Origin of the sequence: Xanthomonas campestris pv. campestris str. ATCC 33913, assembly GCF_000007145.1 — a bacterium.
In the GTDB taxonomy this organism is placed as follows: Bacteria; Pseudomonadota; Gammaproteobacteria; order Xanthomonadales; family Xanthomonadaceae; genus Xanthomonas; species Xanthomonas campestris.
This window is the reverse complement of sequence record NC_003902.1, coordinates 3,518,816-3,540,545: the sequence shown is the minus strand read 5'-3', so window position 1 is coordinate 3,540,545 and position 21,730 is coordinate 3,518,816. Positions and strand designations below refer to the sequence as shown.

General features: G+C 61.4%; 29 protein-coding genes. 7 read left to right on the top strand and 22 right to left on the bottom strand.

What is annotated here, in order from left to right; genetic code table 11:
* Window positions 1-2: 2 nt before the first annotated feature.
* From XCC_RS15465 to XCC_RS15395, 15 genes are all read right to left on the bottom strand, one after another.
* Window positions 3-551: a phage tail protein I gene (locus XCC_RS15465; protein ID WP_011038102.1), complete on the bottom strand. Its 549-nt coding sequence runs from the start codon at window positions 549-551 to the stop codon at window positions 3-5.
* Window positions 544-1,434: a baseplate assembly protein gene (locus XCC_RS15460; RefSeq protein WP_011038101.1), complete on the bottom strand. Its 891-nt coding sequence runs from the start codon at window positions 1,432-1,434 to the stop codon at window positions 544-546. The genes XCC_RS15465 and XCC_RS15460 overlap by 8 nt, the downstream gene beginning before the upstream one ends.
* 157 nt (window positions 1,435-1,591) lie before the next feature.
* Window positions 1,592-2,278 (bottom strand): hypothetical protein, encoded by a 687-nt coding sequence (locus XCC_RS15455; RefSeq protein ID WP_164923339.1) that lies wholly within the window; start codon window positions 2,276-2,278, stop codon window positions 1,592-1,594.
* A 34-nt stretch (window positions 2,279-2,312) separates the two neighbouring features.
* Window positions 2,313-2,525, bottom strand: a complete 213-nt coding sequence (locus XCC_RS15450) for a hypothetical protein (protein WP_164923338.1) — start codon at window positions 2,523-2,525, stop codon at window positions 2,313-2,315.
* A 39-nt stretch (window positions 2,526-2,564) separates the two neighbouring features.
* Complete coding sequence (locus XCC_RS15445) at window positions 2,565-3,023, bottom strand: phage virion morphogenesis protein (protein ID WP_011038100.1); 459 nt, start codon at window positions 3,021-3,023, stop codon at window positions 2,565-2,567.
* On the bottom strand, window positions 3,011-3,430 hold the full coding sequence (locus tag XCC_RS15440; RefSeq protein WP_011038099.1) for a phage tail protein: 420 nt from the start codon (window positions 3,428-3,430) through the stop codon (window positions 3,011-3,013). Before XCC_RS15440 ends, XCC_RS15445 begins: the two co-directional genes overlap by 13 nt.
* Window positions 3,427-3,915 (bottom strand): hypothetical protein, encoded by a 489-nt coding sequence (locus tag XCC_RS15435; RefSeq protein ID WP_011038098.1) that lies wholly within the window; start codon window positions 3,913-3,915, stop codon window positions 3,427-3,429. Before XCC_RS15435 ends, XCC_RS15440 begins: the two co-directional genes overlap by 4 nt.
* Window positions 3,915-4,553, bottom strand: a complete 639-nt coding sequence (locus XCC_RS15430; RefSeq protein WP_164923337.1) for a glycoside hydrolase family 19 protein — start codon at window positions 4,551-4,553, stop codon at window positions 3,915-3,917. The genes XCC_RS15435 and XCC_RS15430 overlap by 1 nt, the downstream gene beginning before the upstream one ends.
* Complete coding sequence (locus tag XCC_RS15425; RefSeq protein ID WP_005922189.1) at window positions 4,553-4,828, bottom strand: phage holin family protein; 276 nt, start codon at window positions 4,826-4,828, stop codon at window positions 4,553-4,555. The genes XCC_RS15430 and XCC_RS15425 overlap by 1 nt, the downstream gene beginning before the upstream one ends.
* On the bottom strand, window positions 4,821-5,177 hold the full coding sequence (locus XCC_RS15420) for a phage holin family protein (protein WP_005929454.1): 357 nt from the start codon (window positions 5,175-5,177) through the stop codon (window positions 4,821-4,823). The genes XCC_RS15425 and XCC_RS15420 overlap by 8 nt, the downstream gene beginning before the upstream one ends.
* 4 nt (window positions 5,178-5,181) lie before the next feature.
* Complete coding sequence (locus tag XCC_RS15415; protein WP_005917735.1) at window positions 5,182-5,391, bottom strand: tail protein X; 210 nt, start codon at window positions 5,389-5,391, stop codon at window positions 5,182-5,184.
* Entirely contained in the window at window positions 5,391-5,858 is a 468-nt protein-coding gene (locus XCC_RS15410; RefSeq protein ID WP_011038096.1) for a head completion/stabilization protein, read from the bottom strand. The genes XCC_RS15415 and XCC_RS15410 overlap by 1 nt, the downstream gene beginning before the upstream one ends.
* Before the next feature lie 98 nt (window positions 5,859-5,956).
* Window positions 5,957-6,676, bottom strand: a complete 720-nt coding sequence (gpM, locus tag XCC_RS15405; protein WP_011038095.1) for a phage terminase small subunit — start codon at window positions 6,674-6,676, stop codon at window positions 5,957-5,959.
* A gap of 3 nt (window positions 6,677-6,679) precedes the next feature.
* A complete protein-coding gene (locus tag XCC_RS15400) occupies window positions 6,680-7,696 on the bottom strand; it encodes a phage major capsid protein, P2 family (RefSeq protein ID WP_011038094.1) in 1,017 nt (338 codons plus the stop codon).
* Window positions 7,697-7,744: 48 nt separating this feature from the next.
* Window positions 7,745-8,587, bottom strand: a complete 843-nt coding sequence (locus XCC_RS15395) for a GPO family capsid scaffolding protein (RefSeq protein WP_011038093.1) — start codon at window positions 8,585-8,587, stop codon at window positions 7,745-7,747.
* Window positions 8,588-8,729: 142 nt separating this feature from the next.
* On the opposite strand from XCC_RS15395, the gene XCC_RS15390 reads away from it, so the two are divergent.
* The 4 genes from XCC_RS15390 (at window position 8,730) to XCC_RS15375 (ending at window position 12,417) form a co-directional block, all read left to right on the top strand.
* Window positions 8,730-10,493: a terminase ATPase subunit family protein gene (locus XCC_RS15390; protein WP_208019992.1), complete on the top strand. Its 1,764-nt coding sequence runs from the start codon at window positions 8,730-8,732 to the stop codon at window positions 10,491-10,493.
* Window positions 10,493-11,524 (top strand): phage portal protein, encoded by a 1,032-nt coding sequence (locus XCC_RS15385; protein WP_011038091.1) that lies wholly within the window; start codon window positions 10,493-10,495, stop codon window positions 11,522-11,524. Before XCC_RS15390 ends, XCC_RS15385 begins: the two co-directional genes overlap by 1 nt.
* A 61-nt stretch (window positions 11,525-11,585) precedes the next feature.
* Window positions 11,586-11,795: a Com family DNA-binding transcriptional regulator gene (locus XCC_RS15380; protein WP_243694116.1), complete on the top strand. Its 210-nt coding sequence runs from the start codon at window positions 11,586-11,588 to the stop codon at window positions 11,793-11,795.
* On the top strand, window positions 11,713-12,417 hold the full coding sequence (locus tag XCC_RS15375) for a DNA-methyltransferase (protein ID WP_011038090.1): 705 nt from the start codon (window positions 11,713-11,715) through the stop codon (window positions 12,415-12,417). The genes XCC_RS15380 and XCC_RS15375 overlap by 83 nt, the downstream gene beginning before the upstream one ends.
* 31 nt (window positions 12,418-12,448) lie before the next feature.
* Here the strand turns inward: XCC_RS15375 and XCC_RS15370 are convergent, their stop codons facing one another.
* The 4 genes from XCC_RS15370 to XCC_RS15355 form a co-directional block, all read right to left on the bottom strand.
* On the bottom strand, window positions 12,449-12,916 hold the full coding sequence (locus XCC_RS15370; RefSeq protein WP_011038089.1) for a PIN domain-containing protein: 468 nt from the start codon (window positions 12,914-12,916) through the stop codon (window positions 12,449-12,451).
* Window positions 12,916-14,094: an XRE family transcriptional regulator gene (locus tag XCC_RS15365; RefSeq protein WP_041471195.1), complete on the bottom strand. Its 1,179-nt coding sequence runs from the start codon at window positions 14,092-14,094 to the stop codon at window positions 12,916-12,918. Before XCC_RS15365 ends, XCC_RS15370 begins: the two co-directional genes overlap by 1 nt.
* Before the next feature lie 766 nt (window positions 14,095-14,860).
* A complete protein-coding gene (locus XCC_RS15360) occupies window positions 14,861-16,147 on the bottom strand; it encodes a Y-family DNA polymerase (protein ID WP_011038087.1) in 1,287 nt (428 codons plus the stop codon).
* A complete protein-coding gene (locus XCC_RS15355) occupies window positions 16,147-16,626 on the bottom strand; it encodes a LexA family protein (RefSeq protein ID WP_011038086.1) in 480 nt (159 codons plus the stop codon). The genes XCC_RS15360 and XCC_RS15355 overlap by 1 nt, the downstream gene beginning before the upstream one ends.
* Window positions 16,627-16,976: 350 nt before the next feature.
* On the opposite strand from XCC_RS15355, the gene XCC_RS15350 reads away from it, so the two are divergent.
* Entirely contained in the window at window positions 16,977-17,312 is a 336-nt protein-coding gene (locus XCC_RS15350) for a hypothetical protein (protein WP_011038085.1), read from the top strand.
* A 519-nt stretch (window positions 17,313-17,831) separates the two neighbouring features.
* On the opposite strand, the gene XCC_RS22450 is transcribed toward XCC_RS15350, so the two are convergent.
* On the bottom strand, window positions 17,832-18,149 hold the full coding sequence (locus XCC_RS22450; RefSeq protein ID WP_158011231.1) for a hypothetical protein: 318 nt from the start codon (window positions 18,147-18,149) through the stop codon (window positions 17,832-17,834).
* 189 nt (window positions 18,150-18,338) lie between these two features.
* On the bottom strand, window positions 18,339-18,644 hold the full coding sequence (locus XCC_RS15335; protein ID WP_225443879.1) for a hypothetical protein: 306 nt from the start codon (window positions 18,642-18,644) through the stop codon (window positions 18,339-18,341).
* 340 nt (window positions 18,645-18,984) lie between these two features.
* On the opposite strand from XCC_RS15335, the gene XCC_RS15330 reads away from it, so the two are divergent.
* Together XCC_RS15330 and XCC_RS15325 are read left to right on the top strand one after the other, a co-directional pair.
* Window positions 18,985-19,992 carry a sensor histidine kinase gene (locus XCC_RS15330; protein WP_029628883.1) on the top strand — a complete coding sequence of 336 codons (1,008 nt, stop codon included), beginning with the start codon at window positions 18,985-18,987 and terminating at the stop codon, window positions 19,990-19,992.
* Window positions 19,989-20,339 carry a response regulator gene (locus tag XCC_RS15325; protein ID WP_011038081.1) on the top strand — a complete coding sequence of 117 codons (351 nt, stop codon included), beginning with the start codon at window positions 19,989-19,991 and terminating at the stop codon, window positions 20,337-20,339. The genes XCC_RS15330 and XCC_RS15325 overlap by 4 nt, the downstream gene beginning before the upstream one ends.
* Before the next feature lie 135 nt (window positions 20,340-20,474).
* On the opposite strand, the gene XCC_RS15320 is transcribed toward XCC_RS15325, so the two are convergent.
* The gene (locus XCC_RS15320; protein ID WP_011269569.1) at window positions 20,475-21,728 is read right to left on the bottom strand and encodes an alpha/beta fold hydrolase; all 1,254 of its coding nucleotides are present in this window, start codon (window positions 21,726-21,728) and stop codon (window positions 20,475-20,477) included.
* Window positions 21,729-21,730 lie beyond the last annotated feature (2 nt).

Sequence of the window (21,730 nt, the reverse complement as noted above, 5' to 3'; positions counted from 1 at the left end):
GCTTATCCCTGCGCCATCATCGACAGACGGCGGTAGTTGATGATGCGAACACCGGTAACCAGCGAGACATTGCCGGTGGCTTGTAGCCCCTGCACGAAGCCGAAGTGCGAGCGGACCGGCTTGGTGCGCTCAACCTCGGCGATGACCTCATCGACAAATCGAGCGCTTGCGGCTCTGCCATCAGATCCATTGAGCGTAAGGGTCAGCTCAAAGGTGTGCGGCTGGCCGCGTGGCTGCTGCTGCCACCACTCGCGGATGGTCACCGCACCCCCGAACGAGGCCACCACCATGCGCACGCTATTGGCGGTGCCCTTGCGGCGTTGGATTGCCATAGCGCTACGCAAGCGCGAACGCTTGACCGCATCGCTCCAGTCGGCCTTCCAGTCGTCAACCGAGAGCGTCCACGCCAGCCACGGCAGATGGCCGGCTGGGCACGTGTCCGGATTCCACAGATCTGGATACGGCAGCGGGATCGCTTCCAGGCGCTCGGTGACGGCCGCCAGGGCGCGTTCCATCGGCGTGGCATTGGGCGGCAGCGGAGAATTACTCATCGATGCCGGCGTGCACGATGTCGATCGCAGTGCAGTACGCAGCCTGCGTGCGGCTAATGCGGATGTCGGCTGCAGGCGAGTCCAACTCAACACGCTGCACGCCATCAGCGAACAGCTTGGCCTTGATGGCCGACTCGGGGACGTCGCGGCCGATGCGGTGCGCCTCGGCAAGATAGGCCTGCAGGCTGCGCAGCGCCTCGCGCATGACCACCGCCGAGTCGGGCCCGGCGTAGGTGTAGACGCGCCCACGAATGGCGTATGGGACGATCTGTGCGCTCTGGACAGCTACCTCGTCGGTCAACGGGCGCACGTCGGCATCGGTGAGGACAGCGGCCACTTCGTCGAGCAGTTCCTGCGGTGCGGTGCCGTCGCCGGTGCGCGATTGCACGGTGACCAGCACTTGCCCAGGCGCGGGGCTGGTAGCGCTGGCATCCATGACGTCGGCCGCCGCGCTGAGCGCGTGATAGATGTACGCGCCCTCGGGGCCGGCAACGCTGAAGCCCTCGGGCGCCAGCTGGATGCGGCGGCGGAAGTCCACGTCCGACTCATGGGTCGGTGCAATGCCGGTCTCAGGTTGCCCCGGAGCGAGCACCAGGCGCGCCACACCGAACAGCGCGCCGAGGTGATCAAGGTTGGTGCCAGTGGCGAAGGCCAGCATCGTCTGCTGCGCCTTGTCGTTGGCGCGCTGGCGAATCAGCAGCTCGCGGGCCGCGAACAGTTGCACGAGCTTGTAGACCGGTTCCGCTTCGGTGAGTGCAGAGAACTCCGGCATCAGTCGGCGGAATTGAGCCAGCGCTTCGGCGAATATCGTTTCGAAGTCCAGAGCCTCGATCAAATCTGGCGCTTGGAGCTTAGATAGGTCAACTGCCGTAAAAGAAGCCATGGCCGCTTGCTGCAAGGAACATGCATCAAGCATCAATGTGACCGCATGCCGCTTCCAGTGACTCAGCTAGTCTTAGCTGGTTTTACAAGGTGAATTGGTGCGTCGGAAATCGTTGTATCCTTTTTCCCTTCATAAATTCGAAAGATAAAATGGTCGCTTACTGGATTTTTTCGTCGCCAGACTCATTCCGTAATTTCTCAAACAAAGCTTCTCGTTCTTTTGCGCAGTAGTCACTCATAGGTTCAGGTTGGCTGGATTCGGATCCGTTTGGATGTCGAGCTATCCGAACTGGAACGGGAAGAACCTGCAAAAATATAGCCCCGGCAATCACATCCATAACGGGGCCGTTACGCCGCAATTGTATAGAGCCAAGATCCAATCTTTTCCCGCCAATATGATCGAATACTTTAATTTCCGCTCTGCTGCCAAGCGCAGAAACACTCCCTTCTAATAAATTAAAATTAAATAAAGGCATGGCTCGGCAAATGGATTTACTAGCTACAGTGCCACTTAAATTTCCTTCTGATGAAGATAGTGTAATTATAAGGTCAGTATCAGACAGGAGCATTTCTTCAAAATCAACATACCCTTCAGGTGTGGCAGACCATGTTCCAGTCCATTCCTCATCCTCGTGAAGCCAGCTACTGAAAGCATGCCATGTTTTATTTACTTCATCTGGAAGTATTCGCGAGTTCTGAAGCGCAGTTGGTCCACTTAGGAGGATCCAGCCGAGGAAAATAAAAACCGGGGCAAGCAATGACAAGAAAGTTATTTTTTGTCTATACCAAGGCACCGCATTATGCGCGCCTTGTTTAGGTTGCGGGGTCTCTTCTTTGCTTGGCATTTTAATTCAATTTCATTAAGTTATTGAAAATGAATTAATCTGGCTCGGCGGGTGTATCGCAAAAATGGCATTCCTCACCATACGAAGAGTCGTAATCGCCAGTGATTTGAACGATTTCTTGATCCTCGGCGCGCTTGCTATCTTTTTCGATACAATCTGTGCAAGCCGTGACTTCCGGATATTGCTCGGAGGCGCTATCTGAACTTAGATCCCCGTAGATCATCGCCGTCTTGAATTCGAGACTCATTTCTATTCCTTTGCGTGAGTGGTGAAGTATGCACCCCGATCATAGACGATAATCACCAAGAGCTGAAATTATTAGATTTCCAATTTCTTTACTGTCGTGCTTGCTTATTCCAATCAATCCACGTTTGGCATAGCGCGCTTTGGGTCCGCCCGCCCGGATACGTTCCGTTAGCCCCTCTTGATGCACACGGGCAATGCGGGACACGCGCCCCACGAATCCTACGCTCACAGCGTTGGGAGTTGCGCTGACCTTGAAGAACTTGGCTTGCCGCAGCTTGGCAAACATCTTCGCGCGTTTGACGCGCCCGGATTTCTGTCGCAGCTGCTGCTTGCGCGGTGCGTATGGCGTGCCATCAGGCGCTTGCTGCTTGCCGATACGTTGGCTCTGCGAGCGCCGCAGTTCCGTTCCGATCTTGCGTGCCAGCGTGCGGCGTTCACCGGGCTGCAGGCGCGCAAGCAGCGGTGCGGCCCAGTTCTCCAGTGCGGTCAGCTCATCCATGTCGTATCGATCACTGGCTCGGGCGCATGCGTGATGTCGTAGCCGACGCCATCCTTCGCAGTCACGACAACGCGCTCGGTCAGCGGCAACTTGATCGACAGATCCACGGCATCGTTGGCGAGGATGTCAGCCTCGAAGGCGATGTCGCCACGGCGCGCGGGATTGGACAGCAGCTCGGACTGATTGACCTGCACCCATTCCAGCAGCGGCAGCATCACGCTGTCCGGGTGGCCGGCGTAGTCGGTCAAGATCAGATTGAGCGTGTACTGGTACTCGAACGACAGTCCCGGCTGGAAAGTGCTGACCAGGCTACCGGCGTCGATAAACACCAGCAGCCGGTCGGCATCGCGTGCCAGATCCGGCAAGGCCGCGACCAGATGCGCGCGCAGGCTGGCGGGCTTGATCATGGCGCCGGCTCCGGTACCTGCAGGTCGATCCAGTCCTGCAGCGCGCTCAGCTGCGCGGCGGTTGCATGGCAGCTGGTGTAGTTGTCTGCGACGGTGCCAGCGATGGCAGAGAGCGTAATGCCGGCGGTCGGCGCATCAGGATCTCCGGTGGGCGGCCCGGCAGGGTTGCCCGTGGCGGCGGCGTCATGCAGCCGCACAAAACCAGCAGGGATAGCGCAAGCAGCATCGGCTTTCTGGGTGACATAGATCGGGATCTCACGGGTGATAGTGGCGCCGGCTTCGCGCACGATCTGCACGCGGTCGACGTACTGCGTCACGACGGTGGTGGAGCCTTTGGCGCTGTCGCGTTGAGCTTCGGCCAGGCGCTTGGCCTGCAGCGCCGCATCGCGGTCTTTCTGCGCGGCGCTGACGCGCTGCTCCTGCCACACGCAGCTACCGACGAGCGCTGCAATCAGCGCCAGCAGGATGATCAGGCGCGTGACCATCAGCTCACGCCCAGGATCTGCAGGGCGCGCTGCGTGCGCGTGACGCGATCGCTGTGGCCTTCGGGCAAGCGCTTGGCACGCACGTTGCCCAAGTTGATCTTGCGGCCCAGGCCAAGCACGTCGCCCGTATCGGCCAGCACGTTGAGGCCGTTGTCGTGCCAGTACGCCGCCGCTCCCAGTGCGCTTGGCTCAACCTGCAGCAGCAGATCCGGCTGTTCTTCCACCGGCAGGCCAATCAGCTCACCGATGCGGCGGTAGTTGCCACGGAACGTGTGCTGCATCGGGCCACGGCCCCGGTAGCGGTGACCGTCGCCGCTGGCGGTGTTGCCGTTGCCCAGGCGGTCGGCGTAGACGAAGTTGGCCAGGCCGACCGGATTGCGCAGGAACTTGGGCGCCTGGGCCGGTGTGATGCGCGTGCCGAACACTTCCAACAGCCGAGCGCTGGTGGTGTAGGTCAGCCCTTCTTCCATGCGCGACAGGCTCAGGCTTTCGTGGCCGACCTGACCGAGCCAGTGCGCAGCGCGGCGCTTGGTGGTGATGCCAAAGCGGTTGGCGGCGGCGAGCAGTGGGCCGTGCCAGCGCTGAGCGCGTTGCGGCGAACACTGCATGATCGAGGCGAGCTGGGTATCGGTGAACATCAATCGACCTTCAGGATGCGCGCCACATTGCCCTGGGCGCGGTAGGTGAGCACCGCCAGCACGATCAACGTGCCCAGGTGCCAGAGACTGACTTGCGAGCCGGCGCCGGCCAGCAGGATGTGCAGCGCCTGGCCGCCGGTGCTGGCGATCAGCAACCACGCGCACCAGCCCGCGCCGCGTCGATGGCGCGCATCGACGGGCCGGTGGTAGGTAAGCAGGCGGACGCAGATGGCGAGCGAGGCCATCAACGTCAGGACGGTGACCAGGCTATGCACTGGGCGGACCTCCACGACGTAGGAAGGAAAAGTCGAAGGACTTGCTCTTTTCGATCAGGCCCAGCGTGACGGTGATCGCGCACGCCGCGCTGGCGAAGGCGGCCACGCCACTGGACTTGATCGGCAACCAGCGCAGGATTTCCGGCGCCAGCTGGTAGCCGGCGATCACGCTCACCGGGAAATAGATCAGCCGCGCCAACAGCGGTTGCTTGGCGGCGGACACCACGAACAGCGCGCCGCCGGCGAAGGCGCCGATCAGCGCATCGCCGTCGATGCCAGGCAGCACGGAGGCAAGGCCCACACCGGTGGCGATCAAAAAGCCGCTCGATACGGAGGTGGGTTCGGTCATCGGATCAGTCCCATAGCTGCACAAGCGGCGTCATCGCCGCTGTGGTGGTGGTTACCTCGGGCAACTCCACCGGCGTGCCGTGCGGGAGCACGGCGCCCAGTTCGGCCAGGCCGGGATTGAGGAGATAGGTGCGCTCGACCAGGCCGGCCGTGCTGCCCAGGTGGCGCCAGCACAGCAGGTCGACGGTGTCGCCTTGCATGGCGTGCACGCGCATCAGATGAGCTCCACCGTGCTGCGCGGTAGGTTCTGCAGATCGCGCACGGCCCAGCGCTGGTCGCGGCGTAGCTCGGTGATGCTCGGTGACAGGTCATCGGCGCGCTGATTTGCGCTGTCGGTGGCATCGAAGCTGCGGTAACGCTCTGTCACCTCAACGGCGGTGGCACACGCAACGGCGCGTAGGTAAAGCTGTACGCGGCGCGAGATTCCATCGACGGTCGTGCTGGGCACGTCGGCCAATACCGCGTAGCCGGCGGCCTGTTGCGCGTCTGCCCACGTCTGCAGCGCATCGTTGACCGCGAGCATTGCGGCGACGATGGCGTGGCGCAGACGCGCATCGGTCACGGTGCCATCCAGGCGCATGCTCGCCCGCACAGTCGCCGGTGCGATCGCGGGCCAAAACGTTGCATTGGCGATCGCATCAGGCGTGGCGCTGGTGGTGCCGGTGGCAGTGAATCCGCTCATGGATGGCTCGGAAGAGATCGCCGGTGGTCGGGGCGTCACCGCAGCGATGGTGTGCTGTGGATCGGCCCCGAGCCGGCGAGGGTTGCGGGGACGCTCGGTTATGCGTTGGTGCCTGCAGGCTCAACGCTGAACTTCTTCAAGAGGCGCTCGGCGCGCTCCAGATCCTTCTTGCCGCCGCAGCTGCCGTGCAGTGCGATGGCGCGCTGCAGGTCGGCCACAGCGGCAGCGGCGATGGGCTGCGCCTGGTCGGCAGGCGTCTCATCGGTGATGCCCGCCAGCGATGCGCGTGCCAGTGCCAGGTGCAGCTTGGCGCGCACCTCGTCGGGCATGTCCTGCTCGGCGGTCAGCGTGGCTGTGTCGGCCAAGACGGCCGCGTCGAACGGTTGGCCGGTCTTCTGTGCAGACAGCGCCGCCTCGGCAATCTCTTCGGCCAACACGCAGCCGACCGTGCGGGAGAAGCGGTCGGGCATCTGCAGGTTGTGCTTGAGCACATAGGCGCCCAGCTCCAGCGCGCCGGCATAGTCGCCGGCATCAATGCGCCACACCATGCAGGTCATGACGATCTCGTCCTGCGCGCCCTGGCCGCCGGCCAGCACGCCGGCCAGATACGGCACGTAGGTCGGCAGCAGCTGCACCTTGAGCGCAGCCTTGCCTTGGGTGGACTGGATCTGCTTCAGCCGCAGGCGATCGCTCTGCAGCTGCGCCATGTGCTGCTCGTAGGCCGTTGCACCGGCCATCAGCTGGTGCGGTGCGCGCTGGGCGGCTTCCAGCTCGGCGAGCACGCGGCTGTGGTGGCGCTTGGCGGGACTGTCAGCCATGGCTTAGGCCTCGATCTCGATGTGCTCGACCACGCAGCCCAGGCCGTAGTCTTCGACCACGTAGGCATCGTTGGAGGACTCGTAGTTCTCGATGCGATCGCGGGCGGGCACTTCCTGGATGTAACGACGACGGCCGCCGGTCTGGTAGTAGATCGACAGGTTCGCCAGCGAGGTGACCATCAGCGCGCCGTCCGGCAGGTACGGCACCTCGGCCACCTGCAGGCCGCCGACGCGGCGCTGGCTCAGAATCAGGTCGGTGGCGATCTTCTCGCTGGCCGCCTGGTCCTTATTGACCATCGGGAAATACTTGTCGTGCATCAGGTCGCGGCCGAGCACCACGACCAGGCTCGGATCCTTGCGGTGCCACGGATCCAGCAGGTTGCTCACCACATCGAACACCAGTGCGTCGAGGTTGCGGTAGTCCGCACCATCGCCGGCGCCGATGACCATCTTGCCTGCCGTCTTGCCGCTGGCCAGCACGCGCTGGGCAGCGTTGGTGCGGTACTGCTGCATCCAACCGATGTTGACGTCTTCCAGCAACGGGAACGCGGCGCGGTCGGTGTCGGCGGCGGCGTGCGTGCCGTTGAAGCCAATCTGCAGACGGTCCAGTGCCTGACGCTTGACGATCGCATCGCGCAGGCGCGCCTGGAAGTCCGGGAATTTGGCCCACGCATCGAGCAGCGCATACGGAATCGCGGTATCGAAGTCGGTCTTCTTGGCGACGTATTCGTTCTTGTCGAGCGCGGCGACGTTGCGCGGGGTGCGGGTCTTGCCGGCGCCGGTGTCGGTGCGGCTGGCAATGCTGCCAGTGACGCCGATGCCCACCTTTTGGCCGGACAATTCGTCCACCGGGATGATGTTGATCTTGGACAGGAACTCGCTGGATTCCTGCATGCGCGTTTCCAGCTTCTGCTGCACGGTCGGATCGACGGCGAAGGAATGGAACGCGGAAGTGATGCCATTGAGCTTGGCGATCTGCTCGGCGAACTGATTGAACTGCAGGCGGGTGGCGTTTTGCATGGTGGCTCCGAAGGTGGGGCGCTGGCGGCGTGTGTGTGTGGTGTGGGATCAGCAGTCGGTCAGCACGGCCACGCCGCCGCCGGTGACCACCGGGCGTGCGGGCTGTGCGGGGTCGGGCTGCTGCGAGAGCGACTCGCGCAGCTGTGCCAGGTCGTTTGCCAGCTGTTCGTGCTTGGTCTTCTGCTCGGCGTGTTCGGCCTGCAGGCGGTTGAAGCGTTCGTCCTGGCCGCGCACGTGCTCGGCGATCTCTTCGACGCCTTCGCCAAGCTCTGCGAACTGCTCGGCGGTGATGCTGGTGGCGTCCTCGCTCTTGAGCGCGGTGCGGATCCGGCTCAGCAGGTTGGCGACCGGACCTTCGCTGACTTCGCTAAATTCCAGCGCGGTTTCTTCGGCGACGGTGAACAGGTTGCCCGGTGACTGCTTACGATCGGCCAGCGGATTGGCGTCGGGGTTTTGGCTAGCGAAGCTGAGCATGGAGGTGCCCAGGCTGGCCGGTGAATCGGTCACGGCCAGGCCGACCAGATACGCCTTGCCGGTATTGGCGAACTTCTCCTGCACCTCGATGCTGGTGTAGAGCTTCTGCTTGGACTTATTGATGGTTATCAGGTCGGCGGTCGGCTCGATCTGTGCAAACAGCGCCAGGCGCTTGGTTCCGTCGATCTCGACCTCTTCGGCTTTGACGGCGGTGACATCGCCATACGCGCGGAACGGCGAGTCCGGCAGCAGGCTGCGCATGTGCTCGATCCAGATGCGCGCACCGTAGGTCTCGCGGTTGTAGGTGGCGGCCATGTCGTCGATCCAGCTGCGCTGAATCGTGCGGCCATCGGTGGTGGCGCCTTCGACGGCCACGCGGAACCAGTTGGAACGGAACTTCTTGGCCTTGGCCGACATGGGTGTCCTCTGCGCTGGATGCGTTTGCGATGACCCATGGTCAAACGCGACGCACAACGCAGCAACGCAATCACCGTGTAAACCAGGCGATTACGCGTCATTGAACTGTCGGGATTAAGAGGTGGGCTGCACCCTGGTCGGCATGCAAAGCGTTGCCACCCAGCTCCCGATGGATACCCGCAGACAGGCCAAGTTCCTGTACTGGATGGGATGGCGCGTGACCGAAATTGCGCAGGCCATCGGCGAGAACGAGAAGACTGTACACAGCTGGAAGTCGCGTGACGAGTGGGATCGCGCAGACAATGTTGAGCGCATCGGTGGTGCACTGGAAGCGCGCCTGGTCGTGCTGATCATGAAGCCGGAAAAGTCCGGCGGCGACTTCAAAGAAATCGATCTGCTGCATCGGCAGTTGGAGCGCCAGGCGCGCATCCAGCGCTACCAAGGCGGCGGCAACGAGGCCGATCTGAATCCGGCTGTGGCGAATCGCAATGCCGCGCCGAAGAAGAAGCCCAAGCGCAACGACTTCACTGAGGAACAGGTCGAGCAGCTGACCACGGCGTTCATCGACGGCTGCTTCGATTACCAGCGCGACTGGTACCGGGCCAGCAATGAGCGCACCCGCATCATCCTCAAGTCGCGCCAGGTCGGTGCAACGTTTTACTTCGCCCGTGAGGCGCTGATCGATGCACTCACCACCGGGCGCAATCAGATTTTCCTGAGCGCCTCCAAGGCGCAGGCGCATCTGTTTCGCGGCTACATGCAGCAGTTCGTGCGCGAGACGATCGACGAGACGCTCTCCGGCGGCGATAGCATCGTGTTCCCTAACGGCGCCGAGCTGTTCTTCCTGGGCACCAATGCGCGCACCGCGCAGGGCTACCACGGCAATTTCTATTTCGATGAGTTCTTCTGGACCTACGGGTTCAACGAATTGAACAAGGTCGCCAGCGGCATGGCGATGCACAAGAAGTGGCGCAAGACCTACTTCAGTACGCCATCGAGCATGGCGCACGAGGCCTACACGTTCTGGACCGGCGAGCGCCGCAACAAGGGCAAGCCGGCCGCGCAGCGGATCCAGGTCGATGTCTCGCACGATGCACTGGCCGGCGGGCGCCGCTGCCAGGACCGCGCCTGGCGGCAGATCGTCAACATCCTCGACGCCCAGCGCCGTGGCTGCGACCTGTTCGACATCGACGAGCTGCGCGAGGAATACAGCCCGGACGCGTTCGCCAACTTGTTGATGTGCGAGTTCGTCGACGACGGCGCCAGCATCTTCCCGCTGGCGATGCTGCAGCCGTGCATGGTCGACAGCTGGGTCGAGTGGGGCCAGGACTACAAGCCGTTCGCCGCGCGCCCCTACGGCGATCGCGCGGTGTGGATCGGCTACGACCCGGCCGAGACGGGCGACACCGCCGGTCTGGTCGTGCTGGCACCACCGCAGCAACCCGGCGGCAAGTTCCGGCTGCTGGAGCGGATCCAGTTCCGGGGCATGGACTTCGCCAAGCAGGCGGCCGAGATCGAGCGCATCACGCGCCGCTACTGGGTGACCTACATCGGCATCGACACCACAGGCATGGGCAGTGGCGTGGCGCAGCTGGTGAAGCAGTTCTTCCCGAATCTGGTCACCTTCAGCTACTCGCCCGAGGTCAAGACCCGCCTGGTGCTCAAGGCGTTCGATGTGATCCACAACGGGCGGCTAGAGTTCGACGCCGGCTGGACCGACGTGGCGCAGTCGTTGATGGCTATCCGCAAGACCATGACGGCCAGCGGCCGCCAGTCCACCTTCACCGCTGGCCGCTCGGAAGAGACCGGCCATGCGGACCTGGCGTGGGCACTGTTCCACGCGCTGCAGAACGAACCGCTGGAAGGACGCACCGCGCGCAACTCCGGCTTCATGGAGATCTCTTGATGTTGACCGACCAGCTGCCCGCCACCGCGCCTGCAGCGCCTGCAGCGCCAGCAGTGCCCGCACGCAGCGAGGCGTTCACCTTTGGCGATCCGACGCCGGTGCTCGATGGGCGCGGCGTGTTGGACTATCTGGAGTGCTGGCAGAACGGGCGCTGGTACGAGCCGCCGGTGGCGCTGGATGGCCTGTCCAAGACCACGCGCAGCAATCCGTTTCTGCAGTCCGGGCTGATCTTCAAGCGCAACATGCTGGCGCGCACCTTCAAGCCGCACCGGCTGCTGACGCGCGAGGCCTTCGAGCAGCTGTCGCTGGACTGGATCACGCTGGGCAATGGCTACCTTGAGCGCCGCCGCAATCGCATGGGCGGTGCGCTGTCGCTGACTGCGCCGCTGTCGAAGTACATGCGGCGTGGCATCACCGAGGGCGAGTACTTCCAAGTGCGCACCTGGCACGACGAACACGTGTTCGAGCCGGGCAGCGTGTTCCAGCTGCGCGAAGCCGATGTCGATCAGGAACTCTACGGTCTGCCCGAATGGATGCCGGCGATGCAGTCGGCGCTGCTCAACGAGTCGGCCACGCTGTTTCGCCGCAAGTACTACAACAATGGCTCGCACGCCGGTTTCATCTTGTACCTGACCGACCCGCAGCAGAGCCAGGAAGACGTCGACGCGTTGCGCAACGCCATGAAGGGCGCCAAGGGGCCGGGCAACTTCCGCAACCTGTTCTTGTACTCGCCAGGCGGCAACAAGGACGGGCTGAAGCTGATCCCGGTCAGCGAAGTGGCGGCCAAGGATGAGTTCAGCGGCATCAAGGGCATCACCCGCGACGACATGCTGGCAGCGCTGCGCATCCCGCCGCAACTCATGGGCATCGTGCCGCAGAACGCAGGCGGCTTCGGCTCGATCCGTGAGGCCGCTGCCGTCTGGGCCGCCAACGAACTCGAACCGCTGCAGGCGCGCATGCTGAAGATCAACGACTGGGTGGGCGATGAGGTGATCTCGTTCACCCCGTACGCGCCGCCAGCGGCCGCGTAATCCTTTCCCACTGCAAGACCACGCAATGCTCAAGAACCTCCGTTGTGGCGAATGCGCCCGCCTGCTGTGCAAGGCCGGCGCCTTCGATGAAATCCAGATCAAGTGCCCGCGTTGCGGCACGCTCAATCACCTGAAGGCCGAGAGCCTCACCTCCGATCGCCGCGAGCGAATCCAAGAAGGCTCTCACCATGAAAAACCAGCTCCTGCAGGGCGACGCCCTGACCATCCTGCCCACGCTCGAAGCGAATTCGTTCGACGCGCTGATCACTGATCCGCCGTATGCCAGCGGTGGCCTGCATGCGGCCGCGCGGGCCAAGCCACCGTCGCAGAAATACGTCCAGGGCGGCGGCGCACAACTGCACGCCGACTTTGTCGGCGACGAGCGCGACCAACGCTCACACTTGAAGTGGATGCACCTGTGGTTATCCGAGTGCGCGCGCGTGCTCAAGGACGGCGCGCCGGTGCTGCTGTTTACCGACTGGCGGCAGCTGCCGCTGACCACTGACGCGCTGCAGATCGCCGGCTTCACCTGGCGCGGCATCACTGTCTGGGACAAGACCGAGGGCGTGCGGCCGCAGTTGGGCAGGTTCCGCAACCAGGCCGAATACATCGTGTGGGGCAGCAAGGGCAACATGCCGCTGGATCGTCGTGCGCCGGTGCTGCCTGGTGTTATCCGCGAGTCGGTGCGCAAGGCAGACAAACATCACCTGACTGGCAAACCTACCGAGTTGATGAGGCAGCTGGTGCGGATCTGTGAAGCAGGTGGCCGGATCCTTGACCCGTTTGCTGGCAGCGGTACGACTCTGGTCGCTGCTGAGCTTGAAGGGTACGGATGGACTGGGGTCGAGTTGACCAGTCACTACTCAGATGTCGCACGGACCCGATTGGCTTAGGAAAATTCACCTACTGGGACGCGATGCCGTCCTAGTAGGTCATCTTCTGTTCGGCCATGAACTGCTCAAGGTCAATACATCGCACATTGAAGTGTTGGCAGATGATGGGAACTTTTGCCGCCTGTGGCTTGTACACCTCGGTCGTGACTACAGCGAAGCCTCTTACTTGAGCGGCAGCAATCACAAATGGATCGGCGACTGGGGTTCCTTTCAGGCGCTGACGTTCGCCGATGATCGACTGAAAGTGCGGTATCGCCAGTATCTGCGCAACCAGCTGCATCTCTCCTGCACTAGGCATGCTGAAAAGTCCGGCATGCTGACCTATCCAGGCACTAACCACCGCATTCGGCTCGCCGTTGTCTAGCTCACGCTTAACCTCCCGCGTGGATAGAAGGTAGCCACCGTGAACGAGGGCATCCATGTGTGCCCAGAAGCTATGAAAAACAGCGGGATAGTAATGCTTAAGACGGCTAAACGGCCCAGTGTCGAACACGTACATCAGTTGCGCTTCCTATGCAGGACCAATTCCTCCAGACCAGGCAATGTGCCAGGCTTTACTCCAAGGTAATCAGCAGCCTTTTCTGGCGAAATTTGGCCGCGTAGACGGCGGCCAAACACCTCTCTGAGCATCCCATCGCTCAAGTATGAGCCTTGATTTGCGTACCAACTCCCGCCGCCACTAGATTCTTTTTGACGTTGCTGATTCCATTCGTCAGCTTTTTCCTCATAGAACTGACGCGTAGCACGTCCTCTATCCAGAAAGCGACGCAGCACCACTTCCCGACTCACCCCAAAGCGTCGGGCGAGTCGAGAGAAATATATGTCAGGCGCATAATCCGCAATGATTGCGAGGTCAGTCGTGGCTGCATCAAATTCTGCACCCGGTATTAAAACCTCGGCCGCGATCGCATTGCAAAAAATTTCGATGGCACGTTCGCGTTGAGGGAGCTCATTCGCATAGCTAATGTCGAACTTAGAAATTCCGTTGACATCGAATAGCACATGCGCGAACTCATGCAACAGCGAGAAGATCTGTCGGGTCTTCGTGGTGCTGTTGTTGAGGTAAATAACAGGGAATTCGCTATCTCTTAGGCAAAATCCAGAGATGGTTTCCTGCTTAAAGCTTTCTTTGAAAACGAATGGGCCGACGCGTTCGACGGCTGCCCTCCATGAGCGTAGCGCCTCATCATCAGTTCCCCAGCCAGCCTGGACCTCTGAGGTGATGCCCAACATAAGGCGGATAGCGGCTGCTTTGCGTACGACGTCATCGCCAGTGCTGAGTTGAACAGCACGCCACGCCTTTATTGCAGCAGGGTTTACGCCTGCGTACAGCTCTTCGAGGCCTAGCTGATACGCGCGGGCTTTTCGAAGATGTAGGTAGGTATCGCGGGACAAATTTGCGAGCTCTTCCGCTGGGAGCGTACGGAACTCTTGACGAGGAGAAGCTTCAGCGGGCGGCGCCGGGAGAAAGAACACAGCTAGCGGCCGTTTATAGACCTCGTACGCGAGCCTTTCTAGCTGTGGGTAGGTGGGGGCCTCCGCCCCGGATTCCCATGCTGCAACTTCCCCCTCACCTTTCTTAAGGCGTGCTGCGACATCGGCTATCGACATGCCGATGCTTTCGCGTGCCCAACGCATCACTGAGGGTTGTACACCTACAACTTGTTCGCCCTTCATTGGCTCTTTCTCTCCATGAGGGAAGTATCGCCTGCAAGCGTCTCCCATTCCAGTCTAGCCGGCTGCGACAGCCGGGAGGAGGCACTCAGGCTGCTGCGCGCGCGCAATCGTCGCCCCGCCACGCCTGCGGTCTTCATAGGGCCATTTCGATGCACTGCTGCATGCCCCCGAAACGGGCGCCAGTCCTAGCGTCATGGGGGGTTCTGGTCCCTTGCTAGACCCTGCGGAATTCCGCGCCGTCACGGGGCAGCAGCGCGCCCTTGCTCGCGTTCGCGCGATGGCCACAGACCGCCAAATTTTTCATGTGACCACCGGGATCGGGTAATCGGTAATTCTTGCCTTTGAGGTGCTCCCAAGTCATTGAATGATATAGCAAAGCCTGGATTACCTTGCAGGGTGATTTTTGGTAACCCGGCGGATCCTGAAAGGTAATGCCATTGATCTATAAGGGTTTTTATAGGATTCAAGATTACCTGCTGGAAAGGTAATCAGATTACCCCCTCATCACCTTTTTATTACCTTTTGAAAAATCCTCTAAATTATTGAAAAATATAAATAATTTTGCTTCTTCAGAGTTTGATTACCTGGATTACCTTGGCCCGATGGGCACATCGAAAATTGCCATATAGGGCTGCGATTAGGCGCTTCATGGTTCAGCTCGTTATTGCTTGCTCACAACTTCGGCCGCGTGTCGACGCCGCTCCATGGCTGAAAGTTGCAAGAAGTCATCCGCAGATCGTGTACTGCTGCCCGCGAGGGCTGCCAGCTAGCAGGAGGCGCGAGGGAGGTCAGCTAGCGATGTGGTGAAGCGGCCCGATAGCAGATCTTGCCGCGATGCCCATTCGGGGGACTTCTGCCAGCCGCTTGCACCCAGCCCGGCCGTGCCGCGACCGAACCGCCGGTTGATGGCATCCAGGGTGCTCATCAGCTTGTCGTCGCCTATGCGTGCCGGGGTGAAGAGGTCGCCCTGCAGATCCTCGGGCGCGGCGAGATCCATTAGGCACACGCCGGCCTTCTTGTAGGTGAAGCCATCGCGCATGAAGCCCTGGAGCAGCCGGCGCACAACCGTGAGCACCACGCGGCTGTCGGATGTAGCCGAGGCAAGTGGCGCGGTGCGTGATGGGTTGTGCTGCGGCACACCGGGCTTGAACGAATCCGTCTCGGCAAAGATGCCAATGGCGCATGTGGTCAGCCCGCGTGCGCGCAGCTTCTCGGTGGCGCGCATGGCAAAAGTTGCCAGCGCCTCCGCCATATCTTGTGGATCGGTCACCCAGGTCCCGAACGACCGGCTGACCATGATCTGCTGACGGTCGGGCTCGACTTCCTCCAGCTGCAGGCATGCATGGCCCTGCAACTCCCGTTGCGTGCGCGCCATGACCACACCGAACTCCGCTAGCAAGTCGTCTGCAGCGGCGTCTCGCAGATCGGCTGCCGTAAAGACGCCGCGTGCCTGCAGCCTCGCGCCCCAGCGCCTGCCAACGCCCCAGAGGTCGCCAACCGCCGTGGCTCGCAGCACCGCATCGAGCTCACTGGCGCTGAGCGCAGCCAGGTCACAGACGCCGGCCAGACTAGCTGGGTAGCTGCCCGGCTTACGCGCTGCATCCTTGGCGACCCGGTTGGCCAGCTTGGCCAAGGTCTTGGTCGGCGCGATGCCAATGCAGTTGGGGATGCCCGTCCATTGGTGAACTCGCTCGCGCAGGTCGACCGCCAGCTGCCGGCAATCGCGGATGCCGGCCAGGTCGAGGAACGACTCGTCGATCGAATACACCTCCACGCGTGGCGCGGCCTGACGCAGGATGACGCCAATGCGAGAAGCGATGTCGCCGTAGAGACCGAAATTTGCGGAGCGCAGCGCTAGCCGGCGACGGATCTGCGGTGGCACCTTGTGGATCGGCTGGCCCATCGTGACACCTAGGGCTTTGGCCTCGTCCGATCGAGCAATAGCGCAGCCATCGTTGTTGCTGAGCACGACCAACGGCCTGCCACGCAGCTCGGGCTGGAACACGCGCTCGCAGCTAGCGTAGAAGTTATTGCCGTCGATCAGCGCGAACATCAGCGGCCGGCGCGGGAATGCGCGCGGGTGACTTGGCGGACTACGCCCACGACGGCGAAGACCTCAACCTCTGTGCCTGGCGCCAGCACGATGGGCGCGCAATGTGGGCTTCGGCTATGGAGCTCGATGTGGTCGACGGCGACCTGAAGAATCTTGCAGACCGGCTGATTGCCATCCCAGATGGCCAGCACCATGTCGCCCTGGATCGGACGCACCGAGCGGTCCACAACCAGGATGTCCCCATCGCAGACGCCGGCCAAGATCATGCTCCAACCCTCTGCCCTGTATAGAAAAGTGGCTGGCGGGTTGCGTATCAGTACCCGGTTAAGATCGAGCTCGTCGTCTTGGAAATCCTCGGCGGGTGAAGGGAAGCCGAGCTGGATCCGGAGCGCGCTGACGGGCAGGCAGAGCGGGACCGGATCGAGACAGGCCGGTCCCAGCAGGCGGGCGTAGGTGTGAGGGGGAGGTAGGGCCAACATGGCGCAACTCTCGAGGCACAAAGTCTCATAGATAGAGACGGCCAGGCAAGTTAGCAAAATTACTAAAAATCGACCCAGAAAATTGCTGACGCCATTCAGCCGTACGCCGTCAAGCGATGGATGGCCTTAGCCGAAAGCATGGCTTACACCGACACCAGAGAATGCTCACTCTTTGACAAGCACTTGCCTGAGTTCGCAAACAAGCGATTCTAGGCAATCTACCCATGCCGGACGCGGGACCCTTGGTCGCTCACCCCGCGAGATGCTTGAGCAGCGTCTTTCCGGCACTTGCAGCTAGAACTCACGCCGTACAGCTCCCGCAGTTAAGATGAAAAAAACGGGAGTTGCAAATGAAACTGATCGCGTACATGGCTCTGGTGTCGCTGCTATGCGGATGCGCCTCTTATTCAGAACGGCAAGCACAGGCGCCGTGGTTCACGCTCGAAAGCGATCGGTCGCCAAAGGAGGTAGAACGCTGTTTGGCGCCGAAGCTCCGGGACATAGCGCCCAGAGTGACGGGCGGGCCAGATGGCGAGGCGCAGGTTTATTCGTTTGTTGCTGATCCCGCAGTACTTGGAACAGTGACCATCATTCCCGACTCCGATGGTTCCAGAGTCGAGATCCGTAGCGTTGTGCAGGGAGGCGTCTTCAAGAAGGCCGCGGCGGCGGCGGAAAGCTGTCGCTGAGAAGGCTGAAATGCATCTATGCAAGCGCCCCTTTCCGCAGGCCTGAGTGGCGGAAAAATTAAGTGCTTAGCAACGTAGCTCCAACGGTTTCACGGATAGCCCCCGGAAAAATTAGCCGGTGCAAATCATTGATCCGAAAGCTAACTTTCTCTGCCTTTTAATCTTTTGGTCGATGGTTCGAATCCATCACGGCCCACCATTCAATTCAGTCAGCAAAAAGGCGCCTTTGGCGCCTTTTGTTTGTCTGTACGAGCCGTTCTGGCTGGCACTCCGCGGCCCCGGTCGGTCGTTGCAGGGAGCGGGCCTGCGTTCCGAGGCGTCTACGAGTGGCCAAGATGGCAGCTCGTGTCCGACATGCATCCCCTGGGGCAACAGTCGTCGCGGCTGTCACGGCTGCCACCGTGATGCCGCGCGCGTAGCACGGCGGTCTGCGGTGAGCGCTGGATGCCGTCAGTCGGTGACGCCGGCCGAAGCTGCTGCCCCGGTCTTGCCCGGGGCCAGTGTCAGGTGGCGATGTGATCAGCCTTTGCAGATCCATTTGCCGGTGACGGCGTAGGTCCTGGCATTGATTGCACGTGCGTTGACCCGGCCCAGCCGCACGGCGGTGGTTTGCGGAAACGCAACGCGGCATTGCGCTGCGCCATCAGCCCATTGCTGACTAAAGATCTCGGTCCGGCCGGGCCCGCCAGCGGTGAAGGAGGTCATCTGAGTCGTTTGATAGACGAATTTCAAAGGCTTTGCGACGGCCAAATTGGTTCCCGCAAATAAGAGAAAAATCGCGGAAGCAATAATGGTCTTTTGAATCGATTTTCGACGCAGGGGCTCGTGCATGTTCATAAGGGTCGCTTTGATAGGAAATGGAGTTATGCGGCTGGTGGAGCGTTGTCATCGCGCAGGCTACGGCGCGGATAAGACGATCCCATGATGCTTGCAGCCTCTTGTGTATTACCGATGTGCGTTATTCAGCATGCTGCGGCGAATGGTTGATTGCCTATCTCAGGATGCTGAGAATTGGACGCGTTCGATTCATTCTTCAGGCGTGTCGACGGCCTCGCCATAGATCTGCGCGCACTGCTCGGGTGACACAAAGCTGACCCTGTAGAAACTTTCCTGATCCTGGATCTGGCACAGCCATTGTGTCCAATGCCTGCGTAGCGTGAGGAAGGAATGCGCGGGAGCGATTGGTGCGTTTCCAGTGCCGCTTGAATATCGATGCGGCGAATGTATTTCATTTTGATAGAGAAAGAAGGCGGCCGTTAAAACCAGTAATGAAGGAATGACGCCCTGTCGGAATTTATTGAGTTTTTCGGGGATTTCCCTTGAGAGGGTCATATTGATCGGCCTCGCCCATTACCGCGTTGGCCGGACAGTACGCAATTTGGTCGCTCGTCTGGAAAATCGCATTCGCTCCGGCGGTTGGTTGTTCCGATCGATTCCCAATATTCAAAAAAGCGCTGCATCGCGGGAAGTGATGCAAGCCGGTCAGATCCCTATCGAAGTGACGCGCGATTGCTCGCACGTCGCCAATAGGTCGAGGTCATGGCACGCGATTCGATGCCAATGGTGCGCCTGGCGTGCGCAATGGATCAGTCCGCCTGGCGGGCGTGGTTCATGATGAGGCTTTCACATCAGCCTGCTATCGTGCACGCCAATTCCGGGGCCAGATGACGTGATAGCCGAGCAGCAAGAAGACGCCGCGAAATCGCGCATCTACAAAGCGCTTTTGCAGGCCACTCCCGATCTCCTGTACGTGTTCGATACCCAGCACCGTTTCATCTACGCCAATGAAGCGCTGTTGGCGATGTGGGGCATGGAGTGGGAGCAGGCGTCCGGCAAGACCTGTCTGGAGATCGGCTACGAGCCGTGGCACGCGGCGATGCACGATGAGGAAATCGAGCGCGTCATTGCCACCGGCCAGCCATTGCGTGGCGAAGTGCCGTTCCCGCACATCAGCAAGGGCGTGCGGGTGTATGACTACATTTTTACGCCGGTGTTCGGGCCCGATGGCCGCGTTGAGGCCATCGCCGGTGCCACCCGTGACGTCACCGAACGCAAGCAGCATGAGCAGCATCTGCAGCTGCTGATCAATGAGCTCAATCACCGGGTGAAAAACTCCCTGGTGATGGTGCAGTCCCTGGCGCGGCAGTCGCTGAAGAACGCCGAAAGCCTGGACGATGCCAATGAAAAGATCGACGCGCGCCTCATGGCGCTCTCCAGTGCGCATAACACCTTGACCCGCGAGAATTGGGTGAGCGCCGATATCGCCGAACTCACACGCGATGCGGTGGAGCTGTGCGAGTCACACCAGGGGCAGCGGTTCGAGCTGCATGGCAGTTCCTGCCGGCTGGACCCGCGCCGCGCACTGGCGCTGGCGATGGCCTTGCATGAGTTGTGCACCAATGCGGTGAAGCACGGTGCGCTGTCGTCCGCGGAAGGGCGCGTACGGATTGCCTGGGAGTGCACCATGCGCGAGGGCGAGAATCGCCTGGAGTTGTTGTGGCAGGAAAGTGGTGGCCCGGAAGTGCAGCCGCCGCAACGCAAGGGCTTCGGCTCGCGATTGCTGGAGCGGGGCCTGAAGCACGATCTCAATGGCGATGTGTCCTGGGTCTTCGATACGGCGGGTGTGTCCTACCGCGTGTCGTTGGCGTTGCCGGCTGCGACCGCGGAGCTGGCAGCATGAGTGCGCGCGTACTGGTGGTAGAAGACGAGTCGCTGGTGGCCATGTTGCTCGAAGATTGCCTGGCCGAACTGGGCTATGAAGTGGCCGGGACCGTGGGCGATGTCAGCACCGCGCTTGAGGCGGTGAAAAAGGGCAATCTGGATATGGCAGTGCTGGACGTCAATCTGGGCGGCACGATGTCCTTCCCGATTGCCGAAGAACTGGATGCGCGCGGCGTGCCGTATATCTTCGTGACCGGCTATGCCTCCAGCGGGATTCCAGAGAAGTTCCGTCACCGGCACGGGGTGCAGAAGCCCTTTCGTTTCCGCGACCTGCAGGACGCATTGGCGCTGTTGCAGAAAGCCTGATCGCGCCTAGCGTTGGCACGCACTGCGCCCGAATCGCTGAAGCGACTATGTCGTCCATGCGATCACCCTGCACGGCAAAACTCTCCGGAACGCCCGAAGATCGCGGCGTTCCGGGGAGTCCTTGTGCAGGATCGATCAGCGCTGCTTGTCCAACAGTTGCTGGCGCACCGCCACGATGCAGCTGTCCTTGATGGCCAGATGCTCACCGGCACTATTGTCGCTGGCCTTGCCGGTGCCCAGGTCCACCAGTGACACCTGGGTGCTGCCGCGCTGCTCGAAGGCGGCGATGGCAGTGGTTGCATTCTTCAGCGGCACGGTGGCGTCATTGGACGAGCCGCACAGCAGCGTCTTGGTCCGCGGGCGCCAGTCCAGCAGGTCGTTGCGGGCCAAATCCTTGCGGAAGGGATTGTTCGGGTTGCTGGCAAAGTCGCGGTAGAAATCGGCCTGGAAGTACTGTTTGACCTTGCCGATCTCCGGCAAATCGACAAACAGGTCCAGCAGGCTCTTGGTGCCGGGGAATTGTGATTCGACGGTGGCCGCCCACGGCGCGCGGAACACCTGCGATGGCGCGGTATAGATGTTTTGATACGCGTGCTGCATGCCGACGATGGCGTAGCTCGCCAGCACCAGGCCGAAGGTGCTTTCGCCGACCGTATTACGCCCGCTCCAGCTATCGACAAAGGTCTGTTCGAGCGCGTACGGGCCGGCAATCGGTGCGCTGGCGACCAGATTGAATTCCTTCGACAGATGCGCTTCGATCTCGCGTTGGCTGGCCATCGCCGCGTGCCCGCCGACCGAGTAACCCGACAACATCACCTTGCCCGACAACGGCGTGTTCAACCGGTCCAGCACGGTGCGGGCCGCGCGCAGCGCATCGATCATCGCGTTGGCTTCGGTCGCGCTGTGCAAATAAGGATGGAAGGGATAGCTGGACTTGCCGAGCCCGAGGTAATCGGTGCTGACGACCACATAGCCCTGACTGGCCAGGTGCGTTACCAGCGGGTCATTGCCCTTGGCATCGCGGATGTCCTTGGCCATCTCATCGCGCCGCAGCGTCTGCGTGCCGTCGCCCCAGCCGAGCAGGGGATAGGGCCCCTGACATTGCGGGCCTCCCGGTACCAACATCGCGGCGGAGGCCGTGGTCGGCTCGCCGTTGACACCAACGGTGGCATAGGTGAATTCGGCCAGCCGCACATTGCATTTGGGCTGTTCAAGCGGCTGGTCGTCTTTGACCAGCACGGCGATCACATCGCGTGGGTAACTGCTCAGGAAGTTGCTGTTCAATAGCGTGCCGAGTGCAGGCGCAGCCAACGCCATGCCGGGCAGCAAGGCGCCGGCAACGGCGATGGCAAGGATGTGGAGCGCTGTGCGGTGTTGGCGTGGAAACATGG

Excerpts from the sequence above, each read along its gene's own strand:
- XCC_RS15360 (WP_011038087.1), bottom strand. The coding sequence starts at position 16,147 with ATGTTCGCGCTGATCGACGGCAATAACTTCTACGCTAGCTGCGAGCGC.
- XCC_RS15400 (WP_011038094.1), bottom strand. The coding sequence starts at position 7,696 with ATGCAAAACGCCACCCGCCTGCAGTTCAATCAGTTCGCCGAGCAGATC.
- XCC_RS15375 (WP_011038090.1), top strand. The coding sequence starts at position 11,713 with ATGAAAAACCAGCTCCTGCAGGGCGACGCCCTGACCATCCTGCCCACG.
- XCC_RS15460 (WP_011038101.1), bottom strand. The coding sequence starts at position 1,434 with ATGGCTTCTTTTACGGCAGTTGACCTATCTAAGCTCCAAGCGCCAGAT.
- XCC_RS15410 (WP_011038096.1), bottom strand. The coding sequence starts at position 5,858 with ATGAGCGGATTCACTGCCACCGGCACCACCAGCGCCACGCCTGATGCG.
- XCC_RS15385 (WP_011038091.1), top strand. The coding sequence starts at position 10,493 with ATGTTGACCGACCAGCTGCCCGCCACCGCGCCTGCAGCGCCTGCAGCG.
- XCC_RS15395 (WP_011038093.1), bottom strand. The coding sequence starts at position 8,587 with ATGTCGGCCAAGGCCAAGAAGTTCCGTTCCAACTGGTTCCGCGTGGCC.
- XCC_RS15455 (WP_164923339.1), bottom strand. The coding sequence starts at position 2,278 with ATGCCAAGCAAAGAAGAGACCCCGCAACCTAAACAAGGCGCGCATAAT.
- XCC_RS15325 (WP_011038081.1), top strand. The coding sequence starts at position 19,989 with ATGAGTGCGCGCGTACTGGTGGTAGAAGACGAGTCGCTGGTGGCCATG.
- XCC_RS15365 (WP_041471195.1), bottom strand. The coding sequence starts at position 14,094 with ATGAAGGGCGAACAAGTTGTAGGTGTACAACCCTCAGTGATGCGTTGG.
- XCC_RS15440 (WP_011038099.1), bottom strand. The coding sequence starts at position 3,430 with ATGATCAAGCCCGCCAGCCTGCGCGCGCATCTGGTCGCGGCCTTGCCG.
- XCC_RS22450 (WP_158011231.1), bottom strand. The coding sequence starts at position 18,149 with ATGAACATGCACGAGCCCCTGCGTCGAAAATCGATTCAAAAGACCATT.
- XCC_RS15415 (WP_005917735.1), bottom strand. The coding sequence starts at position 5,391 with ATGCGCGTGCACGCCATGCAAGGCGACACCGTCGACCTGCTGTGCTGG.
- XCC_RS15420 (WP_005929454.1), bottom strand. The coding sequence starts at position 5,177 with ATGACCGAACCCACCTCCGTATCGAGCGGCTTTTTGATCGCCACCGGT.
- XCC_RS15435 (WP_011038098.1), bottom strand. The coding sequence starts at position 3,915 with ATGGTCACGCGCCTGATCATCCTGCTGGCGCTGATTGCAGCGCTCGTC.
- XCC_RS15430 (WP_164923337.1), bottom strand. The coding sequence starts at position 4,553 with ATGTTCACCGATACCCAGCTCGCCTCGATCATGCAGTGTTCGCCGCAA.
- XCC_RS15370 (WP_011038089.1), bottom strand. The coding sequence starts at position 12,916 with ATGTACGTGTTCGACACTGGGCCGTTTAGCCGTCTTAAGCATTACTAT.
- XCC_RS15390 (WP_208019992.1), top strand. The coding sequence starts at position 8,730 with ATGCAAAGCGTTGCCACCCAGCTCCCGATGGATACCCGCAGACAGGCC.
- gpM (WP_011038095.1), bottom strand. The coding sequence starts at position 6,676 with ATGGCTGACAGTCCCGCCAAGCGCCACCACAGCCGCGTGCTCGCCGAG.
- XCC_RS15320 (WP_011269569.1), bottom strand. The coding sequence starts at position 21,728 with ATGTTTCCACGCCAACACCGCACAGCGCTCCACATCCTTGCCATCGCC.
- XCC_RS15450 (WP_164923338.1), bottom strand. The coding sequence starts at position 2,525 with ATGAGTCTCGAATTCAAGACGGCGATGATCTACGGGGATCTAAGTTCA.
- XCC_RS15445 (WP_011038100.1), bottom strand. The coding sequence starts at position 3,023 with ATGGATGAGCTGACCGCACTGGAGAACTGGGCCGCACCGCTGCTTGCG.
- XCC_RS15350 (WP_011038085.1), top strand. The coding sequence starts at position 16,977 with ATGAAACTGATCGCGTACATGGCTCTGGTGTCGCTGCTATGCGGATGC.
- XCC_RS15355 (WP_011038086.1), bottom strand. The coding sequence starts at position 16,626 with ATGTTGGCCCTACCTCCCCCTCACACCTACGCCCGCCTGCTGGGACCG.
- XCC_RS15335 (WP_225443879.1), bottom strand. The coding sequence starts at position 18,644 with ATGACCCTCTCAAGGGAAATCCCCGAAAAACTCAATAAATTCCGACAG.
- XCC_RS15465 (WP_011038102.1), bottom strand. The coding sequence starts at position 551 with ATGAGTAATTCTCCGCTGCCGCCCAATGCCACGCCGATGGAACGCGCC.